Origin of the sequence: Sanguibacter hominis ATCC BAA-789, from assembly GCF_012396185.1 — a bacterium.
GTDB classification, from domain to species: domain Bacteria; phylum Actinomycetota; class Actinomycetes; order Actinomycetales; family Cellulomonadaceae; genus Flavimobilis; species Flavimobilis hominis.
On sequence record NZ_JAAXOW010000002.1, the window covers coordinates 511,669 to 530,018 of the forward strand.

Here is an 18,350-nt window from a genome sequence, read left to right on the forward strand (position 1 = left end):
GCCGCATGGCGTCCACGCACGTCCGGGTGGGATATTGGGGCGGTGTTCGAGACCCTTGCCCGCCGCGTGAGCCGCCACCCCCGTCGCACCATCGTCATCTGGGCGGTGGTCACCGTCGTGGGCCTCCTCGTCGCACTCACCGGGGTCGGTGGCGCGTCCCTCTTCGACCGTCTCGCGTCGGGAAACCCCGCCGTCCCCGGATCGGAGAGCGAGCGCGGCGCCGAGATCCTCGCCGAGCACGGCACGGCCGGCGAGACGGTCACGATGATCGTGTCCGGCGTCGACCCGACCTCTGAGGCGCTCCCGGGCATCATGGCGACGATCGTCGCCGAGGCCTCCGAGATCGACGGCGTCGCGTCCGTCATCGATCCCTTCCAGCTCCCGGGAGGCGTCACGTCGCCCGCCGCCGCTCCCCTCCTCAGCTCCGCCGGAGACGGGTTCATCGTCGTCGCCGAGCTCGCGACCGACCTCGACGAGGACGAGCAGACCGCCGCGGCCGGCGCCGTGGCCGCAGCGTTCGACGACGCCCGGGCGACGCTCGCGACCGCAGGCCCGGACGTGCGCACGCTCGTCGGGGCGAACCGCCTGATCCTCGACGCCGTGACCGACCAGGTCCAGGAGGACCTGAAGACGGGAGAGCTCGTCGCGCTCCCGGTCGCGCTCGTCATCATGGTGCTCGTGTTCGGCGGCTTCCTCGCGGCCGCCATGCCGATGGTCGGCGCGATCGCGTCGATCGGCGCGGGGCTCGGTGTGCTCCACCTGCTCACGTTCTTCCTCGACGTCGACGCCGCCGTCGTCAACGTGATCAGCCTCCTGAGCATCGGCCTCTCGATCGACTACGGCCTGCTCGTCGTCTCACGCTTCCGCGAGGAGCTCTCGCGCGCCGCGTCGGCCGGCGAGTCGGGCGCGATGCGCCGCCGCCGCGGCGACGGCGTCGTCGCGGTCGCCCTGACCCGCACCATGACGACCGCCGGCCGCACGGTCGCGTTCTCCGCGGTGACGGTCGCCGTCTCGATCGCAGGCCTCATGGTCTTCCGCCCCGACGTGCTCCGTGCGATCGGCGCCGCCGGGCTCGCGATCGTGCTCATCGCCGTCGCCACAGCCCTGACGCTCGTCCCGGCGGTGCTCGTCCTCGCGGGCCGCCGGATGGAGCGCGCCGGCGCCCTGGCTCGGATCCCCGGGATGGCGCGGGTCCTGGCTCGCACGGCAGACGTCGAGTCGGACGAAGGTACGTTCTACCGCCTCGCGGCACGCGTCCAGCGACGACCCTGGTGGTCCCTCGTCGCGAGCCTCGGCGTCCTCGTCCTCCTCGCGCTGCCGCTCGCGCACCTGCAGCTGCGCAGCTCTGACATCGAGCTCCTACCGACGTCGAACCCGCAGCGGGAGTTCGTCACCGTCCTCCAGGAGGAGTACCCCGCATCCACCGGGACCGACCTCGTCGTGGTGGTCGACGCGACGACGGAAGCCGCGGCCAGCCTCGTGCCGCTGATCGGCGCGGTCGACTCGGTCACCAGGGCTTCAGAGCCGACCGGGCTCGGCCCCTACTCCGTCATCGCGGTCGACATCGTCGGTGACGACTCGTCGGGACGCGAGGCGACCACCGCGGTCGGCGAGATCCGCGCCCTCGACACCGACCTGACGGTCTGGGTCACAGGCCCCGCCGCTCAGCAGGTCGACTTCGTCTCGGCGCTCAGCGCCCGCGCCTGGGCTGCGGGGGCTGTCGTCGTCCTCGCGACGTTCGTCCTGCTCTTCCTCATGACCGGGTCGGTCGTCGTCCCGCTCAAGGCGCTCCTGACCAACGCTCTGTCGCTCGCCGCCGCGCTCGGCGTCCTCGTGTGGGTGTTCCAGGACGGGCACCTGGAGTCGCTGCTGGGGTTCGCGAGCACCGGTGGCATCGAGACCTACGTCTTCGCGATCGTCATCGCCTTCGCGTTCGGCCTCGCGATGGACTACGAGGTGTTCCTCATCGCGCGCATCAAGGAGCTCGTCGACTCCGGGATGGACGGGGACGAGGCGGTCCGTGTCGGCCTGCAACGGTCGGGCCGCATCATCACGTCCGCCGCTGCGATCATCGTCGTCGTGTTCGCCGGGTTCGTGTTCGGAGACCTGCTCGTCATCAAGCAGGTGGGCTTCGCTCTCGCGTTCGCCGTCGCCCTCGACGCGACGCTCGTCCGCATGCTCCTGGTCCCCGCGACGATGACGCTCCTGGGACGGCACAACTGGTGGTGCCCGCCTGCGCTACGACGCGTGCACGAGCGCTTCGGCATCATCCACTGAGCTGAGACGACGATGTCCCAGCCGCACCCGGACGGCGTCCCGCCGATCACCGACGCCGAGCACGCCCTCCGTGAGACACGTCGGGCACAGGCCGAGCGCGCCAGGATCGACGCCGCCCGATATGCGCGCGAGCTCGCTGCACACCGCAGCCTCTCGCGCGGCTACCTGCTCGTCGTCGTGCTCTTCGTCGCGTCCCAGGTCACCCTGTGGGTCCTGCGCCTCAAGAAGCGCGCCCAGATCCTCGCGACCGTCGAGGCAGACCTGCGACCGTGGGCAGCCGGTTCCTTCTTGGCCTTCATCCTCTCGGTCGTGCTCGCAGCAGCCCTCGTGGCTCTCCTCGTCCGGCACTCGCGCCGGCGGCCGGTACCGCCCTACCGGGAGGCGCCGATCGACGACGTGGAACGACGGCCTCGGACTCTCAGGCCCGGCTACGAGGCGCCGCAGCGCTGGTGACGACAGACGACGACGCCCTCCGCAGATCTCTGCGGAGGGCGTCGTCGCGCACAGCCCTAGATCACTCGGCCGCGGCCTCAGCCTTCGGCTTCGCGTCCACGCCAGCCTCCTTGCGCTGCTGCGCCGTGATGGGCGCAGGCGCCTGCGTCAGCGGGTCGAAGCCGCCCCCCGACTTGGGGAACGCGATGACGTCGCGGATCGACTCCGAGCCCGTGAGCAGCGTGAGGATGCGGTCCCAGCCGAACGCGATTCCACCGTGCGGCGGCGCGCCGAACGCGAAGGCGTCGAGCAGGAAGCCGAACTTCTCGCGGGCTTCCTCCTCGCCGATGCCCATAACCTTGAACACGCGCTCCTGCACGTCACGACGGTGGATACGGATCGAGCCACCCCCGATCTCGTTGCCGTTGCAGACGATGTCGTAGGCGTACGCGAGCGCCTCGCCCGGGTTCTCCTCGAACGTGTCGATCCACTCCGGCGTCGGCGACGTGAACGCGTGGTGCACGGCCGTCCAGGCGCCTTCACCGACCGCGACGTCGTCGTCCTCACCCGTGGGCTTGAACAGCGGCGCGTCGACCACCCACAGGAACGACCACTGCGACTCGTCGATCAGCCCGGCCTTCTTGCCGACCTCGAGGCGTGCCGCCCCCAGGAGAGCGCGAGCGTCGGTCGCCCGGCCTGCGGCGAAGAACACCGCGTCGCCCGCCGAGGCGCCCGTCGCCGCCGCGAGACCGTCACGCTCCGCGTCGGAGAGGTTCTTCGCGACAGGACCGCCCAGGGTGCCGTCCTCCGCGAAGGTCACGTACGCGAGACCCTTCGCGCCGCGCTGCTTCGCCCACTCCTGCCACGCGTCGAAACCGCGACGCGGCGTCGCGGCACCGCCCGGGAACACGACGGCACCCACGTACGGCGCCTGGAACACCCGGAACGGAGTGTCGGCGAAGTAGTCCGTGAGGTCCACCAGCTCGAGGCCGAAGCGCAGGTCGGGCTTGTCCGACCCGTAGCGCTCCATGGCGTCCTTGAACGTCATGCGCGGGATCGGCATCGGGATCTCGTAGTCGATGAGCTTCCAGAGCTCTGCGAGGATCTGCTCGCCGACGGCGATCACGTCGTCCTGCTCGACGAAGCTCATCTCGACGTCGAGCTGCGTGAACTCCGGCTGACGGTCCGCACGGAAGTCCTCGTCGCGGTAGCAGCGCGCGATCTGGTAGTACCGCTCCATGCCCGCGACCATGAGCAGCTGCTTGAACAGCTGCGGGGACTGCGGCAGGGCGTACCAGGAGCCGGGCGCGAGACGCGCCGGCACGAGGAAGTCGCGCGCACCCTCCGGCGTCGAGCGCGTCAGGGTCGGCGTCTCGATCTCGACGAAGTCCTGTGCATCGAGGGCACGCCGCGCGGCAGCGTTCGCCTTGGCGCGCAGCCGCAGCGCGTGCGCCGGCGCGGGACGACGCAGGTCGAGGTAGCGGTGCTTGAGACGCGCCTCCTCGCCGATCGTCTCCGTGCCGTCGAGCGCCGTCGAGACCTGGAACGGCAGCGGGGCCGACTCGTTGAGGACGACGACGTCGTCTGCCAGAACCTCGATCGCACCGGTCGCGAGGTTGGCGTTCTCGTTGCCGTCAGGACGCAGGGAGACCGTGCCGGTCACCTGGAGGACGAACTCCGAGCGCAGCGGGTGCGCGACAGCCTCGTCACGGATGACGACCTGAGCGATGCCCGAGGCGTCGCGCAGGTCGATGAAGGCGACGCCGCCGTGGTCGCGGCGGCGGTCGACCCAACCCGTGAGAGTGACGGTCTGACCGGAGTGCTCGGCCCTCAGGGAGCCGGCGGTGTGTGTGCGGAGCACGGGGTGTCCTTCCGAACTGCGTTGGGACGGGCCGCCGAGACGGGGCGGACCGTGCATGCCGATGCATGCGTGCACGCCGCTCGGCAGCGTGCGGACGGCGCTGGAGGCGCCGTCGACAAGTCTAGGCGGTTGCAGCCGGGACCGGCTGGACCGACGTCAGGCCTGCGCGGCGGCCCGGACGACCGGCCACAGGTCCTCGGCGGGCGGCGTCCAGGTAGCGGGAGCGGCGTCGACCTGCTCGCCCGAGCGGATGTCCTTGACCTGGTCGCCCTGCGCCGGCACGACCGTGCCGTCCGCGCGCGTGTGCTCCGGCGTCGCAGGGAACCACACGAACGGGACACCACGGCGATCGGCGTACTTGATCTGCTTGCCGTACTTCGCCGCCGTCGGCGCGACCTCGCACGGGATGCCGCGAGAGCGCAGCGCGGACGCGATCGCGTCCGACTCCGCGCGCTCCTCCTCGTGGTTGACCGCGACGACGACCGCCGTCGGGACGGACCGTGAGGACTCGACGAGTCCCGCGCCCAGGAGGCGCGACAGGAGCCGCGAGACGCCGATCGACAGGCCGACGCCCGGGTACGTGGTGGTGCCGTCCGACGCGAGGGTGTCGTAGCGACCACCCGAGCAGATCGAACCGAGCTGCTCGTGGCCGACGAGCACGGTCTCGTACACGGAGCCCGTGTAGTAGTCGAGGCCGCGCGCGATCTTGAGGTCTGCGACGACGACGCCGGGCGCCCGCTCGGACGCGGCCGAGACGAGGGCACCGAGCTCGACGAGGCCCTCGTCGAGAAGCTCGCTGACGACGCCGTGGCTCGACGCGAGAGCGCGGACCTCGTCGACGACCGACGCGTCAGGGCCGTTGATCGCCGCGAGGGCCAGGCACGCACGCGCCTGCTCGGGCGTCGCGCCAGTCTCGGCGACGAGGAGGTCTGCGACCGCGTCCGGACCGATCTTGTCGAGCTTGTCGATCGACCGGAGCACACCCTCGACGTCGCTCAGCCCGAGGCCCCGGTAGAACCCCTCGGCGACCTTGCGGTTGTTCACCAGGATCCGCACGGGCGGCACGCCGATCTCGCGGAGCGAACCGAGCGCCTCCGCCATGACGAGCGGCAGCTCGACCTCGTAGTGGTACGGGAGCGACCCCGCACCGACGACATCGATGTCCGCCTGGACGAACTCACGGAAGCGGCCGTCCTGGGGGCGCTCTCCACGCCACACCTTCTGGATCTGGTAGCGCTTGAACGGGAAGCTCAGGTGGCCCGCGTTCTCGAGGACGTACCGCGCGAACGGCACCGTCAGGTCGAAGTGCAGACCGAGCTGCTTCTCGTCACCACGACGCTCGTCCGGACCCTCCTCCTGGAGCCGACGCAGCACGTAGACCTCCTTGGAGGTCTCCCCCTTGCGCAGCAGCTGGTCGAGCGGCTCGACCGCGCGCGTCTCGATCCCCGCGAAACCGTGGAGCTCGAACGTCCTGCGCAGGACGTCGAGGACGTGGCTCTCGACGATGCGCCCAGCAGGGCGCCACTCGGGGAATCCGGACAGGGGTGTGGGGCGTGCCATGCTCCGGATCTTACCGGCGCGAGAGGTACGGGTTACGAACGGTCTCGGCGTCGAGCCTGCTCGCGGGCCCGTGACCGGGGAGGAGCAGCGCCCGCGGCGGGAGCCCGTCGAGCAGTCCGGCGAGCGACCGGCGCATCGTCGCCATGTCTCCGCCGGGCAGGTCGGTCCGGCCGATCGTGCCGGCGAAGAGAACGTCTCCGGTGAACGCTGTCGCGTCCGCACCCTCGACGTAGGCGTCGCCGCGGTCGGGGAGCAGCGATGCCGCGTCCGGGGTCTCGACGGCGACATACACCGTCGCCCCCTGCGTGTGCCCAGGTGCGTGCCAGGCGGTCAGGGCGGGCACGTCAGGGAGATCGAGCTCCGCGCGCGGGCCGACGAACGGCTGCACCCGTGCGGGGGCGCGGTACGAGGCCGGGTCGCAGCCACCGGCTGCCAGCGCCTGGGCGAGCGGGCCGCTCGCCGAGCCGGGCCTGCGGTCCTCGATCGTGCCGAACGGGTCGGCCAGGCGGAACGCGTCGTCGGCATGGATGAGCAGCGGGACGTCGTAGAGCTCGCACAGCTCGGCCGCTGACCAGGTGTGGTCGACGTGCCCGTGCGTCGCGAGGAGCGCGACCGGCTCGAGGCCTGCGCGCCGCACGCGCTCCGTGAGGGCGGGCACGACCCCGCCGCCCGCGTCGACGATCACGCACGGCCCGGAACCGGTCGCGGACACGAGATAGCTGTTGGTCCCGAAGACGGGAGCGACGATCGTCTCGACATGCATCAGGCCATGCTAGGCCTCACGGCACGCCGCTCCACGAGAACAGGGGCGACGCGGCGCGCTGAGATCCCTAGACTGTGGAGGACCAGCACGCGACTGCGCGCCGGCACGTCACGTCCCCGCCCGCGGGGACAGTCGCTGATTCCGTCCGCGAGGGCGGGTCACCACACGAGGAGTGATGCCCTGTGTCCGAGTCCACCCCCGCCGTCGACGGCGACAACACCGCGGAGACGCCCGGCACCTCCCCTGAGGTCACCACCCCCACCCAGGCCGCAGCCGAGGTCGCAGCACCTGAGGACGCAGCGGCCGTCGCCACCGAGGACGCGGCGCCTGCGACCGTCCCGGATGCGGAAGGGGACGCACAAGGTGCGACTCCTGAGACCGCCCCCGCGCCCCCCGCCGCCCCTGCTCGTCCGACGCCGCGCCCCGTCCCGTCCCCCGCCGCGCTCGCGCAGAACCGTCCTGCCTCCGTCGCGCGCCCTGCCGTCGCGCTCGCGCCTGCACCTGCTGACGCGGCAGCGGCAGCCGAGGCTGCGACCTTCGGCCGAGTCGACGACGAGGGCAACGTCTACGTCCGCGAGGCCAGCGGCGAGCGGCTCGTGGGCCAGTTCCCCGGCGCGACGAAGGACGAGGCCCTCGCCCTCTACGTCCGCCGCTTCCTCGATCTCCAGGCCAAGGTCACGATCTTCGAGGCGCGCCTCGGCAGCGCCGAGCTCGCCGTCAAGGAGATCGACCAGACGCTGGCGAAGCTCGACGAAGAGATGACCGAGCCGTCCGCCGTCGGCGACCTGGACGGGCTGCGAGCCCGTGTCGAGGCCGTCCGTGGTGCCGCCGCCGAGCGGCGCACCGCGCTCGAGGCCGAGCGGGCCGCCGCCAAGGCGGCGGCCGTCGCCGCACGCACCGCGATCGTCGAGGCCGCCGAAGCCATCGCGGCGACCGACCCCGCCCGGATCCAGTGGCGCCCTGCCGGTGACAAGCTGCGCACCCTCCTCGACCAGTGGAAGGAGGCGCAGCGTTCCGGACCGCGCATCGACCGCCCGACCGAGGAGTCGTTGTGGAAGCGGTTCAGCCATGCGCGCACCGCTTTCGACCGCGAACGGCGCCACTTCTTCGCCGAGCTCGAGACGCGCAACAGCGCAGCGAAGGACGAGAAGGAGCAGCTTGTCGCCGAGGCCGAGGCGCTCGCCACGAGCACCGACTGGGGCGCGACCGCCGCGGCATACCGCGACCTGATGGCGCGCTGGAAGGCTGCAGGACGCGCGAACCGCAAGGACGACGACGCGCTGTGGGCCCGCTTCCGTGGGGCGCAGGACCGCTTCTTCGCTGCCCGTGACGCCGACAACGCGGCGATCGATGCCGAGTACGGGGCGAACCTCGAGGTGAAGGAGGCGCTCCTCGCTGAGGCCGAGGCGCTCGTCCCCGTGACGAACCTCGGCAAGACGAAGGCGGCTCTGCGTGACATCCAGGAGCGCTGGGAAGCGGCCGGTCGCGTTCCCCGCGGCGACGTCCAGCGCGTCGAGGCGCGCATGCGCGCGGTCGAGACGGCCGTCCGCGAGGCTGACGAGCAGCAGTGGAAGCGCACGAACCCCGAGACTCGCGCCCGTGCCGAGGGTGCGGCCGCACAGCTCGCACAGGCCATCACCCAGGCCGAGGAGCGCCTCGCTGCGGCCCAGGCGAAGGGTGACGCACGCGCGGTCGCCTCGCTGACCGAGGAGATCGCGGCGAAGCGCACGTGGCTCGAGCAGGTCGAGCGCGCCGCGAACGACGCACGCGGCTGACACGACGATCCACAGGTCGGGCGTCCCGGTGGTCTCCACCGGGGCGCCCGAGTCATGCTGACGGGGTGCTGTCCGCCCCATACTTCGCCTCACCCCAGACCATCCTCGGCCCGATCGTGACACCGGCTGACGTCGGTGGCAGGGTCCCGTTCGACACGCTGGTCCAGGAAGGGCTGCTCGAGCGGGTGCACGGCAGTCGCGCGGTCGCTCGGGGCGTGACCGTCACCCCGCGGGTGCGGGTCCTGGCCCTCGCCCCGGTCGTGCCTCCGCGCACCGTCGTCGGCCGGTCGAGCGCCGCCTGGGTCTACCTCGGGGGCTCCCCGCCCGAGCGTGTGACCGTCCTCTATCCGCCGAACTGCCACCGGCCGTTGCCGGGACCGCGAACCGCGAGCCACCAGGCCGTGCTCAGGGAGGACGAGGTCGTCCGGCTCGGCGCTGCGGCGACCACCACACCAGCGCGCACAGCTGCCGATCTTGCCCTCTTCGCACCCACGGACCAAGCGACGCGGCTGGTGCACGAGCTCGTGGCGACAGGCGCGACGAGCATCCGTGCGGTGCTTGACGCCCTGAACCGCAGGACAGGCGACGCCGCGTACGGACGCGCGCTCGACGTCGTCAGGGCGCTCCCCTGACCGGGATCACACGGGGAGCGAGTCGTTCTTGGTGCCGGTGATGCGGTAGACGTCGAAGACGCCGTCGACCTTGCGCACTGCCTTGAGGACGGTCGCGAGGTGCGCAGGCTCCGCCATCTCGAACACGAAACGCGAGACCGCGACTCGGTCGGACGACGTCGAGACGGTCGCCGACAGGATGTTCACGTGGTTGTCCGACAGCACGCGCGTCACGTCAGAGAGCAGTCGCGACCGGTCGAGCGCCTCGACCTGGATCTGCACGAGGAACAGCGTGTTCGACCCAGCCGTCCACGAGACGTCGACGAAGCGCTCGGGCTGTGACTGGAGGGCCGCCACGTTGGCACAGTCCGTGCGGTGGACGGAGACGCCCTGGCCCCGCGTGATGAAGCCGATGATCGCGTCACCCGGCACCGGCGTGCAGCACTTCGCGAGCTTGACCCACACGTCCTCGACACCCTTGACGACGATGCCCGGGTCTCCCGTGCGCGGGCGACGCGACGCCCCCACCCCCGGTCGGGCGACCTCGGCGAGGTCCTCCGTCGTGCCGCCCTCGCCGCCCATCGACTGGACCAGCCGGTGCACGACCGTGTTCGCGGAGACCTGGCCCTCACCGACAGCGGCGTACAGCGCGGACACGTCCGCGTAGCGCATCTCGTGGGCGAGCGCGACGAGCCCTTCGTGCGAGAGGAGCCGCTGGATCGGCAGGCCCTGCTTGCGCATGGCCTTCGCGATCGCGTCCTTGCCGTGCTCGACAGCCTCCTCGCGGCGCTCCTTCGAGAACCACTGGCGGATCTTGTTCTTCGCCCGGGGGCTCTTGACGAAGGCCATCCAGTCGCGGCTCGGGCCGGCGTTCTCAGACTTCGACGTGAGGACGTCGACGACGTCGCCGTTCTCCAGCTCGGAGTCGAGCGACACGAGCCGTCCGTTGACGCGGGCGCCCATGGTGCGGTGCCCGACCTCGGTGTGGACCGCGTAGGCGAAGTCGACCGGCGTGGAGCCTGCTGGCAAGGCGATCACCTCACCCTTCGGGGTGAAGACGTACACCTCCTTGCCGCTCATCTCGAAGCGCAGCGAGTCGAGGAACTCCGACGGGTCCGCCGTCTCGCGCTGCCAGTCGACGAGCTGCCGCAGCCACTGCATCTCGTTAGCGGTCTTGTCCCCCGCCACGACGGGGCTTCCCTTGGAGGCTTCCTTGTACTTCCAGTGCGCCGCGACGCCGTACTCCGCACGCCTGTGCATCTCGTGGGTACGGATCTGGATCTCGACGGGCTTGCCCCCGGGGCCGATCACGGTCGTGTGCAGGGACTGGTACATGTTGAACTTCGGCATCGCGATGTAGTCCTTGAACCGGCCCGGGACCGGGTTCCATCGCGCGTGCAGAGCACCGAGCGCCGCGTAGCAGTCACGTACCGAGTCCACGAGCACGCGGGTGCCGACAAGGTCGTAGATGTCCGCGAAGTCGTGACCGCGGACGATCATCTTCTGGTACACCGAGTAGTAGTGCTTCGGACGACCGGTGACCGTGCACTTGATCTTCGCGGCCCGGAGGTCGGAGATGATCTGGTCGCGGACGATCGCCAGGTACTCCTCGCGAGCCGGGGCGCGCTCCGCCACGAGGTGCACGATCTCGTCGTACACCTTGGGGTACAGGGCCTGGAAGGACAGGTCCTCGAGCTCCCACTTGATCGTGTTCATGCCGAGCCGGTGCGCGAGCGGGGCGTAGATCTCGAGCGTCTCGCGGGCCTTGCGGGCGGCGGACGCCGCGGGTACGAACCGCCACGTGCGTGCGTTGTGCAGACGGTCCGCGAGCTTGATGACGAGCACGCGGATGTCGCGGGACATCGCGACGACCATCTTGCGGACGGTCTCCGCCTGAGCCGCGTCGCCGAACTTGACCTTGTCGAGCTTCGTGACGCCGTCGACCATCATGGCGATCTCGTCGCCGTAGTCCTCGGTCAGCTGCTGGAGCGAGTAGTCCGTGTCCTCGACCGTGTCGTGGAGCAGCGCCGCTGCGATCGTCGACTCGGTCATGCCGAGCTCCGCGAGGATCGTCGCGACAGCGACCGGGTGCGTGATGTACGGGTCGCCCGAACGGCGCTTCTGGCCACGGTGGGCCCGCTCTGCCGTGACGTAGGCGCGCTCGATCAGGCTGAGGTCGGCGCGCGGGTGGTTCGCACGAACCGCCTGGAGCACGGGCTCGAGCGCGGGCGACGTGCCTGGGCGCGACCCGAAGAGCACGAGCCGGCGGCGCCCTGGCGGAGCAGAACCCGACCCGCCTGACCCGTTCGTGGGCGCGGAGGGCGGGAGCGGTGTCCTGGTGTCCTCGCTCATCGTGGTCCTCCTTCACGCCCTCGGCTACGCTCGTCCGCCCTGGTCAGGTCGCACGCCGTGTTGTCGCTGGTCCACCAGTCTACGTCCGCAGGTCTGTGGTTCGCGCACCTGTCAGGCCGGCACAGGACCAGGGTCAGGTCAGGAGCGCATGGACCTCGTGGCCGACGAGCCGGTCACGTCCGGCGAGCGCCTCGATCTCGAGCAGGAACACGAGCCCCACGACGTCTGCGCCCGCGCGGTGGAGAAGGTCCACGCCCGCGGCGGCGGTACCTCCCGTCGCGAGGATGTCGTCGAGGACGAGCACCTTGGCGCCGTCGGGGATGGTCCCGTCGCGCACCTCGAGCGTGGCAGAGCCGTACTCGAGCTCGTACGTCGCCCCGAGGACGGGAGGCGGCAGCTTGCCAGCCTTGCGCACCGGGACGAACCCGACACCGAGGAGCGTGGCGAGCGGAGCGCCGAACATGAAGCCGCGGGCTTCCATGCCGGCGACGAGGTCGAACTCCCCGAGCTGCGACGCGACCGTCGCGAGGCCGCGGATCGCAGCCTGGAAGCCGGCACCGTCCCCGAGCACCCCGGCGACGTCACGGAAGACGACGCCGGGGCTCGGGAAGTCGGGCACGTCGCGGATCAGGGAACGGACGAGCTCCCGGTCCGAAGCGAGGTTCGAGCTGTCGGTCACTTGCGCTTCCGCTTCTTCGGGAGGGCGGCGTTGCCGAGGTGGTGGCCTGCCGCGAGCTGCCCGGTGTGCGCGTAGGACGAGGCGGCCTCACCCTTCTCGCCGTCTGCCGCACGGCCGGCGAGGACTGTGGCGCTGTGCTTCTTGATCGCGTCCTCACGCTCACGGAACGTGACCTCGAGCGGTGTCGCGAGGTAGATCGACGAGTACGCGCCGACGGCCATGCCCACGAAGAGCGCGAGGGCGATGTCGCGGAGCGTCCCCGCGCCGAGGACGAACGCCCCGATGAACAGGATCGACGACACGGGCAGGAGCGCGACGACCGACGTGTTGATCGAGCGCACGAGGGTCTGGTTGACCGCGAGGTTGGCGCGCTCTGCGTACGTCGCGCGGCGCTGGGAGAGGATCCCGTCCGTGTTCTCGCGGACCTTGTCGAAGACCACGACCGTGTCGTAGATCGAGTAGCCGAGGATCGTCAGGAAGCCGATCATCGTCGCCGGAGTGACCTCCCAGCCGATCGCGGCGTACACGCCGACCGTCACGACGAGGTCGTGGAGGAGGGCGATGAGCGCCGCGGCGGCCATGCGCCAGTTGCGGAAGTAGATCGTCATGACGATCGCGACGAGCACGAGGAACACGCCGAGACCCTGGAGAGCCTTCCGCAGGACGTCCTGGCCCCAGGTCGGACCGACCTGAGAGACCGTGACGTCGGCAGCCGTGACGTCGTAGGCCTGCGCGAGGCCGTCCTTGAGCGCCGCGAGCGTGACCTCGTCCTCGATCGGGACGGTCTGCACGCGCATCGAGCTCGTACCGACGGTCGAGATACGAGCGGCCTCGGTGATGCCCGCGTCTGCGACGACGTCGAGCGCACGGCTCTGGTCGAGCTCCGCGATGTTCGCCACGACGAACTCCGCACCACCCTTGAACTCGATGCCGAGGTTGAAGGGGCGCACGAGCATCGCGACGATGCTCAGCAGGATGAGGATGGTCGACGCGACGTACCACCGACGACGCTTGCCGACGATGTCGTACGAGCGGCGGCCCGTGTGCAGGTCGTTGCCCCACTGGGAAAATCCGGTAGCCATCAGCGGGTCTCCTCGTCGTCGCCAGCGTCGGCGTCGGTCGTTGCGGTCGGGGCCTCGGCGTCGGCTGCAGCACGAGCCGCAGCTGCCTTGCGCTCGGCGAGGGTCAGTCGGCGGCCGTCCTCGTCGCTCGCGGCAGCGCCGACGAGGGCAGGCTCGCTGTCCTTGGTCGCGTCCCCGGAAAGACCGGTGACGCGCCCGCGGCCCGCGTAGCGGGGGCGGTCCACGCCCAGTTGACGCGGGTCGAGGCCCGACGCGGGGTGGCCGGACGCGAAGAACTTGGTCCTGGCCAGGAGCGTCATGAGCGGGTGCGTGAAGAAGAACACCACGATCAGGTCGATGACGGTCGTCAGACCGAGCGTGAACGCGAAGCCGCGGACACCGCCGACGGCGAGGAAGTACAGGACGATGGCCGCGAGGAAGTTCACGGCGTCGGACGCCAGGATGGTGCGCTTCGCGCGCGACCAGCCCTTGTCGACCGCACCCGTGAGCGCCCGGCCGTCGCGGAGCTCGTCGCGGATCCGCTCGAAGTACACGATGAACGAGTCGGCGGTGATGCCGATCGCCACCACGAGACCCGTGACACCAGGCAGGGACAGGCGATAGCCCTGCGTCCAGGACAGCAGCGCGATGACGACGTAGGTGAGGATCGTCGCGAGGACGAGCGAGGCGACCGTCACGAGCCCGAGCGTCCGGTACTGGACGAGCGAGTACGCGACGACCAGGAGAAGACCGATGAGGCCGGCGATGAGGCCCTTCTCGAGCTGTTCGGAGCCGAGCGTCGCGGAGATCTCCGACTCGCTCTGCACGACGAAGTCGAGGGGCAGAGCACCGAAGTTGAGCTGGTTGGCCAGGTCGGCGGCCGACTTCTGCGTGAAGCTGCCGGTGACCTCGGCGCGGCCGTCAGGAATCTCGCTCTCGACGCTGGGCGCGGAGATGACGAGCCCGTCGAGGACCATCGCGAACAGGTTCGGGGCGACCTCCTGGCCGAGCATGCTCGCCTGGTACTGCTGCGCGAGCCGGGCGGTCGTGGCGCGGAAGCGGTCCGCGCCCTCCTTCGTGAACTCCATGTTCACGGCCCACTCGTTCGACACGGCGCCGTTGGCCAGCTGACGCAGTCCCGAGGATGCCGAGTCGATCATGCGGCCCGGGATCTCGACGGGGCCGAGGATGTACTTGAACAGGCCGTCGGAGGCGCACGTCACGAGGACCTCGTTCTCCGCACCCGAGCTGCCGCCCGCGCGGTTCGCGGGGTCGACGCAGTCGAGCTCCTCGAACTGCTTCATGACGGCGTCCGTGACCTGAGCGAGGTCGCTCGGGTTGTTCGGGTCGGCGACCGGCGCCTCAGGCTCGGTGGTCGCGTCTCCGGTCGGCGTGGCGTCGCCCGTGGGCGTCGCCTCGACGGACGGGGTCGCGGTCTCGGCGCGGACCCTGCTCTCGCCCTCGGTGCTGCCCTCACCCTCTGCCGGCTGCTCGGTGGTCTCGCCGCTCGGAGCCTCGGTGGCGTCCTTGGTCGGCTGGTCGGTCGCGCCGTCGGTCGGTGCGTCGGTCGCGCCGTCGGTGCCCGTGGTGGGCTCGTCCTGGACAAGACCCGACAAGGCGGAGTCGTAGGCGAGGACGGGACGGAAGTTCATCTGCGCCGAGCGCCGCACGAGGTCGAGCGTCGACTGGTCAGGCGTGCCCGGCAGCGCCACGACGATGTTCTGACCACCCTGGCTCGTGATCTCCGCCTCGGCGACGCCGCTCGCGTCCACGCGCTGGCGGATGATGTTGATCGCCTCGGAGATGTCCTGGTCGGAGATCTCCGAACCATCGGTCGTCTTCGGCGTCAGGATGATCTGCGTGCCGCCCTCGAGGTCGAGGGCCAGCTTCGGCATCCAGGCCGCGTCGGACCAGCGCACGCCGGCGGCGAGGCCGCCGATCGCGAGGATGATCAAGACCGCCAGGGTCGTCAGCGTCCGCACTGGGCGCTGGGATTTCGTACTCGCCACCAGGTTCGTCTCTTCTCGTGTGCGGGGACGGCCGTCGGCCGCACCCGGAGCGTCGTCGCGCTGCGCGCGCGTCGTGCAGCCTACTCGTCGGAAGCGGCCGTGCCGCGGATGTCCCTCTCCGTGGGCCCGTCTGTGTCACCGACGGGCTCGTCGGACGCATCGGCGCGGCCGTCCTCGTCGAGGGTCTGGACGGGCTCGACGACCTTGGCGATCGCCTGGCGCAGCCACTCGCTCGTCGACGCGTCGGCACCGTTGCCGCTGCGCAGCGTCACGCGCTCGTCGTCGACGGCCACGATCGTCCCGAACAGACCCGAGCCCGTCATGACCTCCTGACCGACGCTCAGGTTGTCGCGGAACTCCTCCGCGGCACGCTGCCGCTTCTTCGTCCGCGACGTCATCCAGAACATCAGCAGGACGAGCCCTCCGAGGAGGATGTACGTCGAGTAGTTTCCCTCACCCATGGTCGTGGGTCTCCGTTCGTCGTTTGGCCCTCGGGAGTCTAGGCCGAGAGGGTGCCCCTCTCCCAACGCGCGGGCTGGCAGCAGAGTTCCCCGCAGCGCGCGACGTGGCCCCTCAGCTCCAGAGGGTGCCGGTCGCGCCGTCAGGCGGAGTGAGCCCGAGGTGCTCCCAGGCGGCGCGGGTCGCGACGCGCCCCCGGGGCGTGCGCCCCATGTAGCCCTCGCGGACGAGGAAGGGCTCGGCGACGGTCTCGACCGTCTCGGGCTCCTCCCCGACGGCGACGGCGAGCGTGGTGAGCCCGACCGGGCCGCCACCGAAGCGTGTGCACAGCGCGGTCAGCACGGACCTGTCGAGCCGGTCGAGGCCGACCGGGTCGACCTCGTACACCTCGAGCGCCGCCTGAGCGGCCGCGAGGTCGAGCCTGCCGTCGCCGCGGACCTGCGCCCAGTCGCGCACCCGGCGCAAGAGGCGGTTGGCGATGCGTGGCGTGCCACGCGACCGCGACGCGATCTCGGCGGCGGCCTCACCGGTGAGCGGGACGTCCAGGAGGCCTGCGCTGCGCAGCAGCACGAGTTCGAGCTCGTCGTCCGAGTAGAAGTCGAGGTGACCGGTGAAGCCGAAGCGGTCGCGCAGCGGGGCTGGCAGGAGCCCGGCCCGCGTCGTCGCGCCGACGGTCACGAACGGCGGCAGGCTCAGCGGGATCGCGCTCGCTCCGGCGCCCTTGCCGACGACGACGTCGACGCGGAAGTCCTCCATCGCCACGTACAGGAGCTCTTCCGCGGGGCGGGCGAGTCGGTGGATCTCGTCGATGAAGAGCACCTCGCCCTCCTCGAGCGAGGACAGCACGGCGGCGAGGTCTCCCGCGTGGGCGATCGCGGGCCCTGACGTGACGCGAAGCGACGTCCCCAGCTCGGCAGCGATGATCATCGCGAGCGTCGTCTTGCCGAGTCCGGGCGGCCCCGAGAGAAGGACGTGGTCGGGGCTCGCGCCGCGCGCGAGCGCCGCGTCGAGGACGAGCGAGAGCTGGTTGCGCACGACCTGCTGACCGACGAACTCGTCGAGCCTGCGCGGGCGGAGCGCGGCCTCAGCGGCGCGCTCGACAGCGTCGGACCCACCGCTCACGAGCCGCTCCCCGAGCGTCTCGGGCGGCGCGCCGTACTGCTCGTCCCACGACAAGGGCTCAGGCACGTCGACCGCCCAGCTCGCGGAGCGCGGCTCTCAGCACGTCGCTCACGTCGGCTGCACCGACAACCCTTGCGTCGTCTCCCCGTGCGGCCACCCGAGCGGCGACGACGGCCTCGACGGCCTCCTCCGCGGCGCGCCCGGTCCATCCGAGCCCCTCGAGCGCCTCGACGACCTGCGCGCGCTGGTCGACGATCCCCGCGGGGCTGGCCGTCGGCAGCGAGACGACGCCCCCGTGGGGCGCCCCGAGCCGGTCGGCGAGCTCGAGGACGATACGCTGCGCCCCCTTGCGCCCGATGCCCGGAACTGTCATGAGCGCCTTGAGGTCCTCGCGCGCGACGGCGGTGCGCAGCTCGTCCGGCGACAGCACGGCGAGCATGGCGAGCGCGGTACGAGGGCCGATGCCGCTCACGGTCTGGATCGTCTCGAAGACGCCGCGCTCGTCCACGTCGAGGAAGCCGTACAGCGTCAACGACTCCTCACGGACGACGAACGTGGTGGCGAGCCGGGCCTCCTCCCCCACGCGCAGCTGACCAGCGGTGCTCGGTGTGACCTGCACCGCGAGCCCGACTCCACCAACCTCGACGACGACGTGCTCGAGACGAACCTCGAGCACCGGTCCACGCACCGAAGCGATCATGGGCAACGTCCCTTCGCGATCCGGTCCGCACCGGAGCCCCGGGACCGTCGATCAAACACTTGTACGAAGGAGAGGCTAGCAAGGCCTAGCGGGGCGGGCGGCCACGCCGCGCCGCAGTCTCCGCGGCGGCCCACGCCCGTTGCGCCGGCGTGTGGGCGAGCGTCTCACCGCCCTGCAACGCGCCCGAGGGGCGCCAGAGGTGGCAGATCGCCAGGGCGAGCGCGTCCGCTGCGTCGGCAGGTCGCGGAACCTCGGCGAGGCTCAGGATCCGCGCGACCATGTGCTGGACCTGCACCTTGTCGGCGCGACCGCTGCCCGTCACCGCAGCCTTCACCTCGGACGGCGTGTGCATGGCGACGGGGATGCCGCGTCGCGCGGCCGCGACCATCGCGAGACCCGCAGCCTGCGCGGTGCCCATGACGGTCGAGACGTTGTGCTGCGCGAAGACCCGCTCGACCGCGAGGACGTCCGGGACGTGCGCGTCGAGCCACTCGTCGATCTGGTCTGCGATCGAGCGCAGCCGCAGGTCGACCGTGGCAGCCGGGTCGGAGCGCACGACCCCGACCGCGACCAGGGCCGCGCGCCGGCCCGGGAGGGAGTCGACCACACCGATGCCGCAGCGGGTCAAGCCAGGGTCGACGCCGAGAACTCGCACGCCCGCCGCCTCTCCTGCTGTCTGGCGCACCGAG

General features: G+C 71.1%; 15 protein-coding genes. 4 read left to right on the forward strand and 11 right to left on the reverse strand.

The window, feature by feature from the left end; all coding sequences use genetic code 11:
* Window positions 1–42: 42 nt before the first annotated feature.
* On the forward strand, window positions 43–2,277 hold the full coding sequence (locus tag HF995_RS08875; protein WP_350308808.1) for an MMPL family transporter: 2,235 nt from the start codon (window positions 43–45) through the stop codon (window positions 2,275–2,277).
* Between the two features lie 12 nt (window positions 2,278–2,289).
* A complete protein-coding gene (locus HF995_RS08880; protein WP_168447416.1) occupies window positions 2,290–2,730 on the forward strand; it encodes a hypothetical protein in 441 nt (146 codons plus the stop codon).
* 61 nt (window positions 2,731–2,791) lie between these two features.
* Here the strand turns inward: HF995_RS08880 and aspS are convergent, their stop codons facing one another.
* From aspS to HF995_RS08895, 3 genes are all read right to left on the reverse strand, one after another.
* Window positions 2,792–4,570, reverse strand: a complete 1,779-nt coding sequence (gene aspS / locus HF995_RS08885) for an aspartate--tRNA ligase (RefSeq protein ID WP_168447417.1) — start codon at window positions 4,568–4,570, stop codon at window positions 2,792–2,794.
* Between the two features lie 156 nt (window positions 4,571–4,726).
* Window positions 4,727–6,130, reverse strand: coding sequence for a histidine--tRNA ligase (hisS, locus tag HF995_RS08890; protein WP_168447418.1), 1,404 nt, complete (start codon window positions 6,128–6,130; stop codon window positions 4,727–4,729).
* 10 nt (window positions 6,131–6,140) lie between these two features.
* The gene (locus tag HF995_RS08895; RefSeq protein ID WP_168447419.1) at window positions 6,141–6,893 is read right to left on the reverse strand and encodes an MBL fold metallo-hydrolase; all 753 of its coding nucleotides are present in this window, start codon (window positions 6,891–6,893) and stop codon (window positions 6,141–6,143) included.
* Between the two features lie 182 nt (window positions 6,894–7,075).
* Here HF995_RS08895 and HF995_RS08900 point away from each other — a divergent pair, with 182 nt between their 5' ends.
* Window positions 7,076–8,668 carry a DUF349 domain-containing protein gene (locus tag HF995_RS08900; protein ID WP_168447420.1) on the forward strand — a complete coding sequence of 531 codons (1,593 nt, stop codon included), beginning with the start codon at window positions 7,076–7,078 and terminating at the stop codon, window positions 8,666–8,668.
* 65 nt (window positions 8,669–8,733) lie between these two features.
* Complete coding sequence (locus HF995_RS08905) at window positions 8,734–9,300, forward strand: hypothetical protein (RefSeq protein ID WP_168447421.1); 567 nt, start codon at window positions 8,734–8,736, stop codon at window positions 9,298–9,300.
* Between the two features lie 6 nt (window positions 9,301–9,306).
* Here the strand turns inward: HF995_RS08905 and HF995_RS08910 are convergent, their stop codons facing one another.
* The 8 genes from HF995_RS08910 to ruvC form a co-directional block, all read right to left on the reverse strand.
* The gene (locus HF995_RS08910; protein WP_168447422.1) at window positions 9,307–11,631 is read right to left on the reverse strand and encodes a RelA/SpoT family protein; all 2,325 of its coding nucleotides are present in this window, start codon (window positions 11,629–11,631) and stop codon (window positions 9,307–9,309) included.
* A 133-nt stretch (window positions 11,632–11,764) separates the two neighbouring features.
* Window positions 11,765–12,310, reverse strand: a complete 546-nt coding sequence (locus tag HF995_RS08915; RefSeq protein ID WP_168447423.1) for an adenine phosphoribosyltransferase — start codon at window positions 12,308–12,310, stop codon at window positions 11,765–11,767.
* Entirely contained in the window at window positions 12,307–13,392 is a 1,086-nt protein-coding gene (gene secF, locus HF995_RS08920) for a protein translocase subunit SecF (protein ID WP_168447424.1), read from the reverse strand. The genes HF995_RS08915 and secF overlap by 4 nt, the downstream gene beginning before the upstream one ends.
* Complete coding sequence (gene secD, locus HF995_RS08925; protein WP_168447607.1) at window positions 13,392–15,266, reverse strand: protein translocase subunit SecD; 1,875 nt, start codon at window positions 15,264–15,266, stop codon at window positions 13,392–13,394. Before secD ends, secF begins: the two co-directional genes overlap by 1 nt.
* Window positions 15,267–15,460: 194 nt before the next feature.
* Window positions 15,461–15,841, reverse strand: a complete 381-nt coding sequence (gene yajC / locus HF995_RS08930; protein WP_168447425.1) for a preprotein translocase subunit YajC — start codon at window positions 15,839–15,841, stop codon at window positions 15,461–15,463.
* Window positions 15,842–15,953: 112 nt separating this feature from the next.
* Entirely contained in the window at window positions 15,954–16,961 is a 1,008-nt protein-coding gene (gene ruvB / locus HF995_RS08935) for a Holliday junction branch migration DNA helicase RuvB (protein ID WP_350308831.1), read from the reverse strand.
* Window positions 16,962–17,019: 58 nt separating this feature from the next.
* Entirely contained in the window at window positions 17,020–17,661 is a 642-nt protein-coding gene (ruvA, locus tag HF995_RS08940) for a Holliday junction branch migration protein RuvA (RefSeq protein WP_168447427.1), read from the reverse strand.
* Window positions 17,662–17,746: 85 nt separating this feature from the next.
* Complete coding sequence (ruvC, locus tag HF995_RS08945) at window positions 17,747–18,316, reverse strand: crossover junction endodeoxyribonuclease RuvC (protein ID WP_350308809.1); 570 nt, start codon at window positions 18,314–18,316, stop codon at window positions 17,747–17,749.
* Between the last annotated feature and the right edge of the window lie 34 nt (window positions 18,317–18,350).

Coding starts and splice junctions, on each gene's coding strand:
- HF995_RS08910 (WP_168447422.1), bottom strand. CDS start 11,631: ATGAGCGAGGACACCAGGACACCGCTCCCGCCCTCCGCGCCCACGAAC.
- HF995_RS08895 (WP_168447419.1), bottom strand. CDS start 6,893: ATGCATGTCGAGACGATCGTCGCTCCCGTCTTCGGGACCAACAGCTAT.
- hisS (WP_168447418.1), bottom strand. CDS start 6,130: ATGGCACGCCCCACACCCCTGTCCGGATTCCCCGAGTGGCGCCCTGCT.
- secF (WP_168447424.1), bottom strand. CDS start 13,392: ATGGCTACCGGATTTTCCCAGTGGGGCAACGACCTGCACACGGGCCGC.
- ruvA (WP_168447427.1), bottom strand. CDS start 17,661: ATGATCGCTTCGGTGCGTGGACCGGTGCTCGAGGTTCGTCTCGAGCAC.
- yajC (WP_168447425.1), bottom strand. CDS start 15,841: ATGGGTGAGGGAAACTACTCGACGTACATCCTCCTCGGAGGGCTCGTC.
- secD (WP_168447607.1), bottom strand. CDS start 15,266: ATGCCGAAGCTGGCCCTCGACCTCGAGGGCGGCACGCAGATCATCCTG.
- HF995_RS08880 (WP_168447416.1), top strand. CDS start 2,290: ATGTCCCAGCCGCACCCGGACGGCGTCCCGCCGATCACCGACGCCGAG.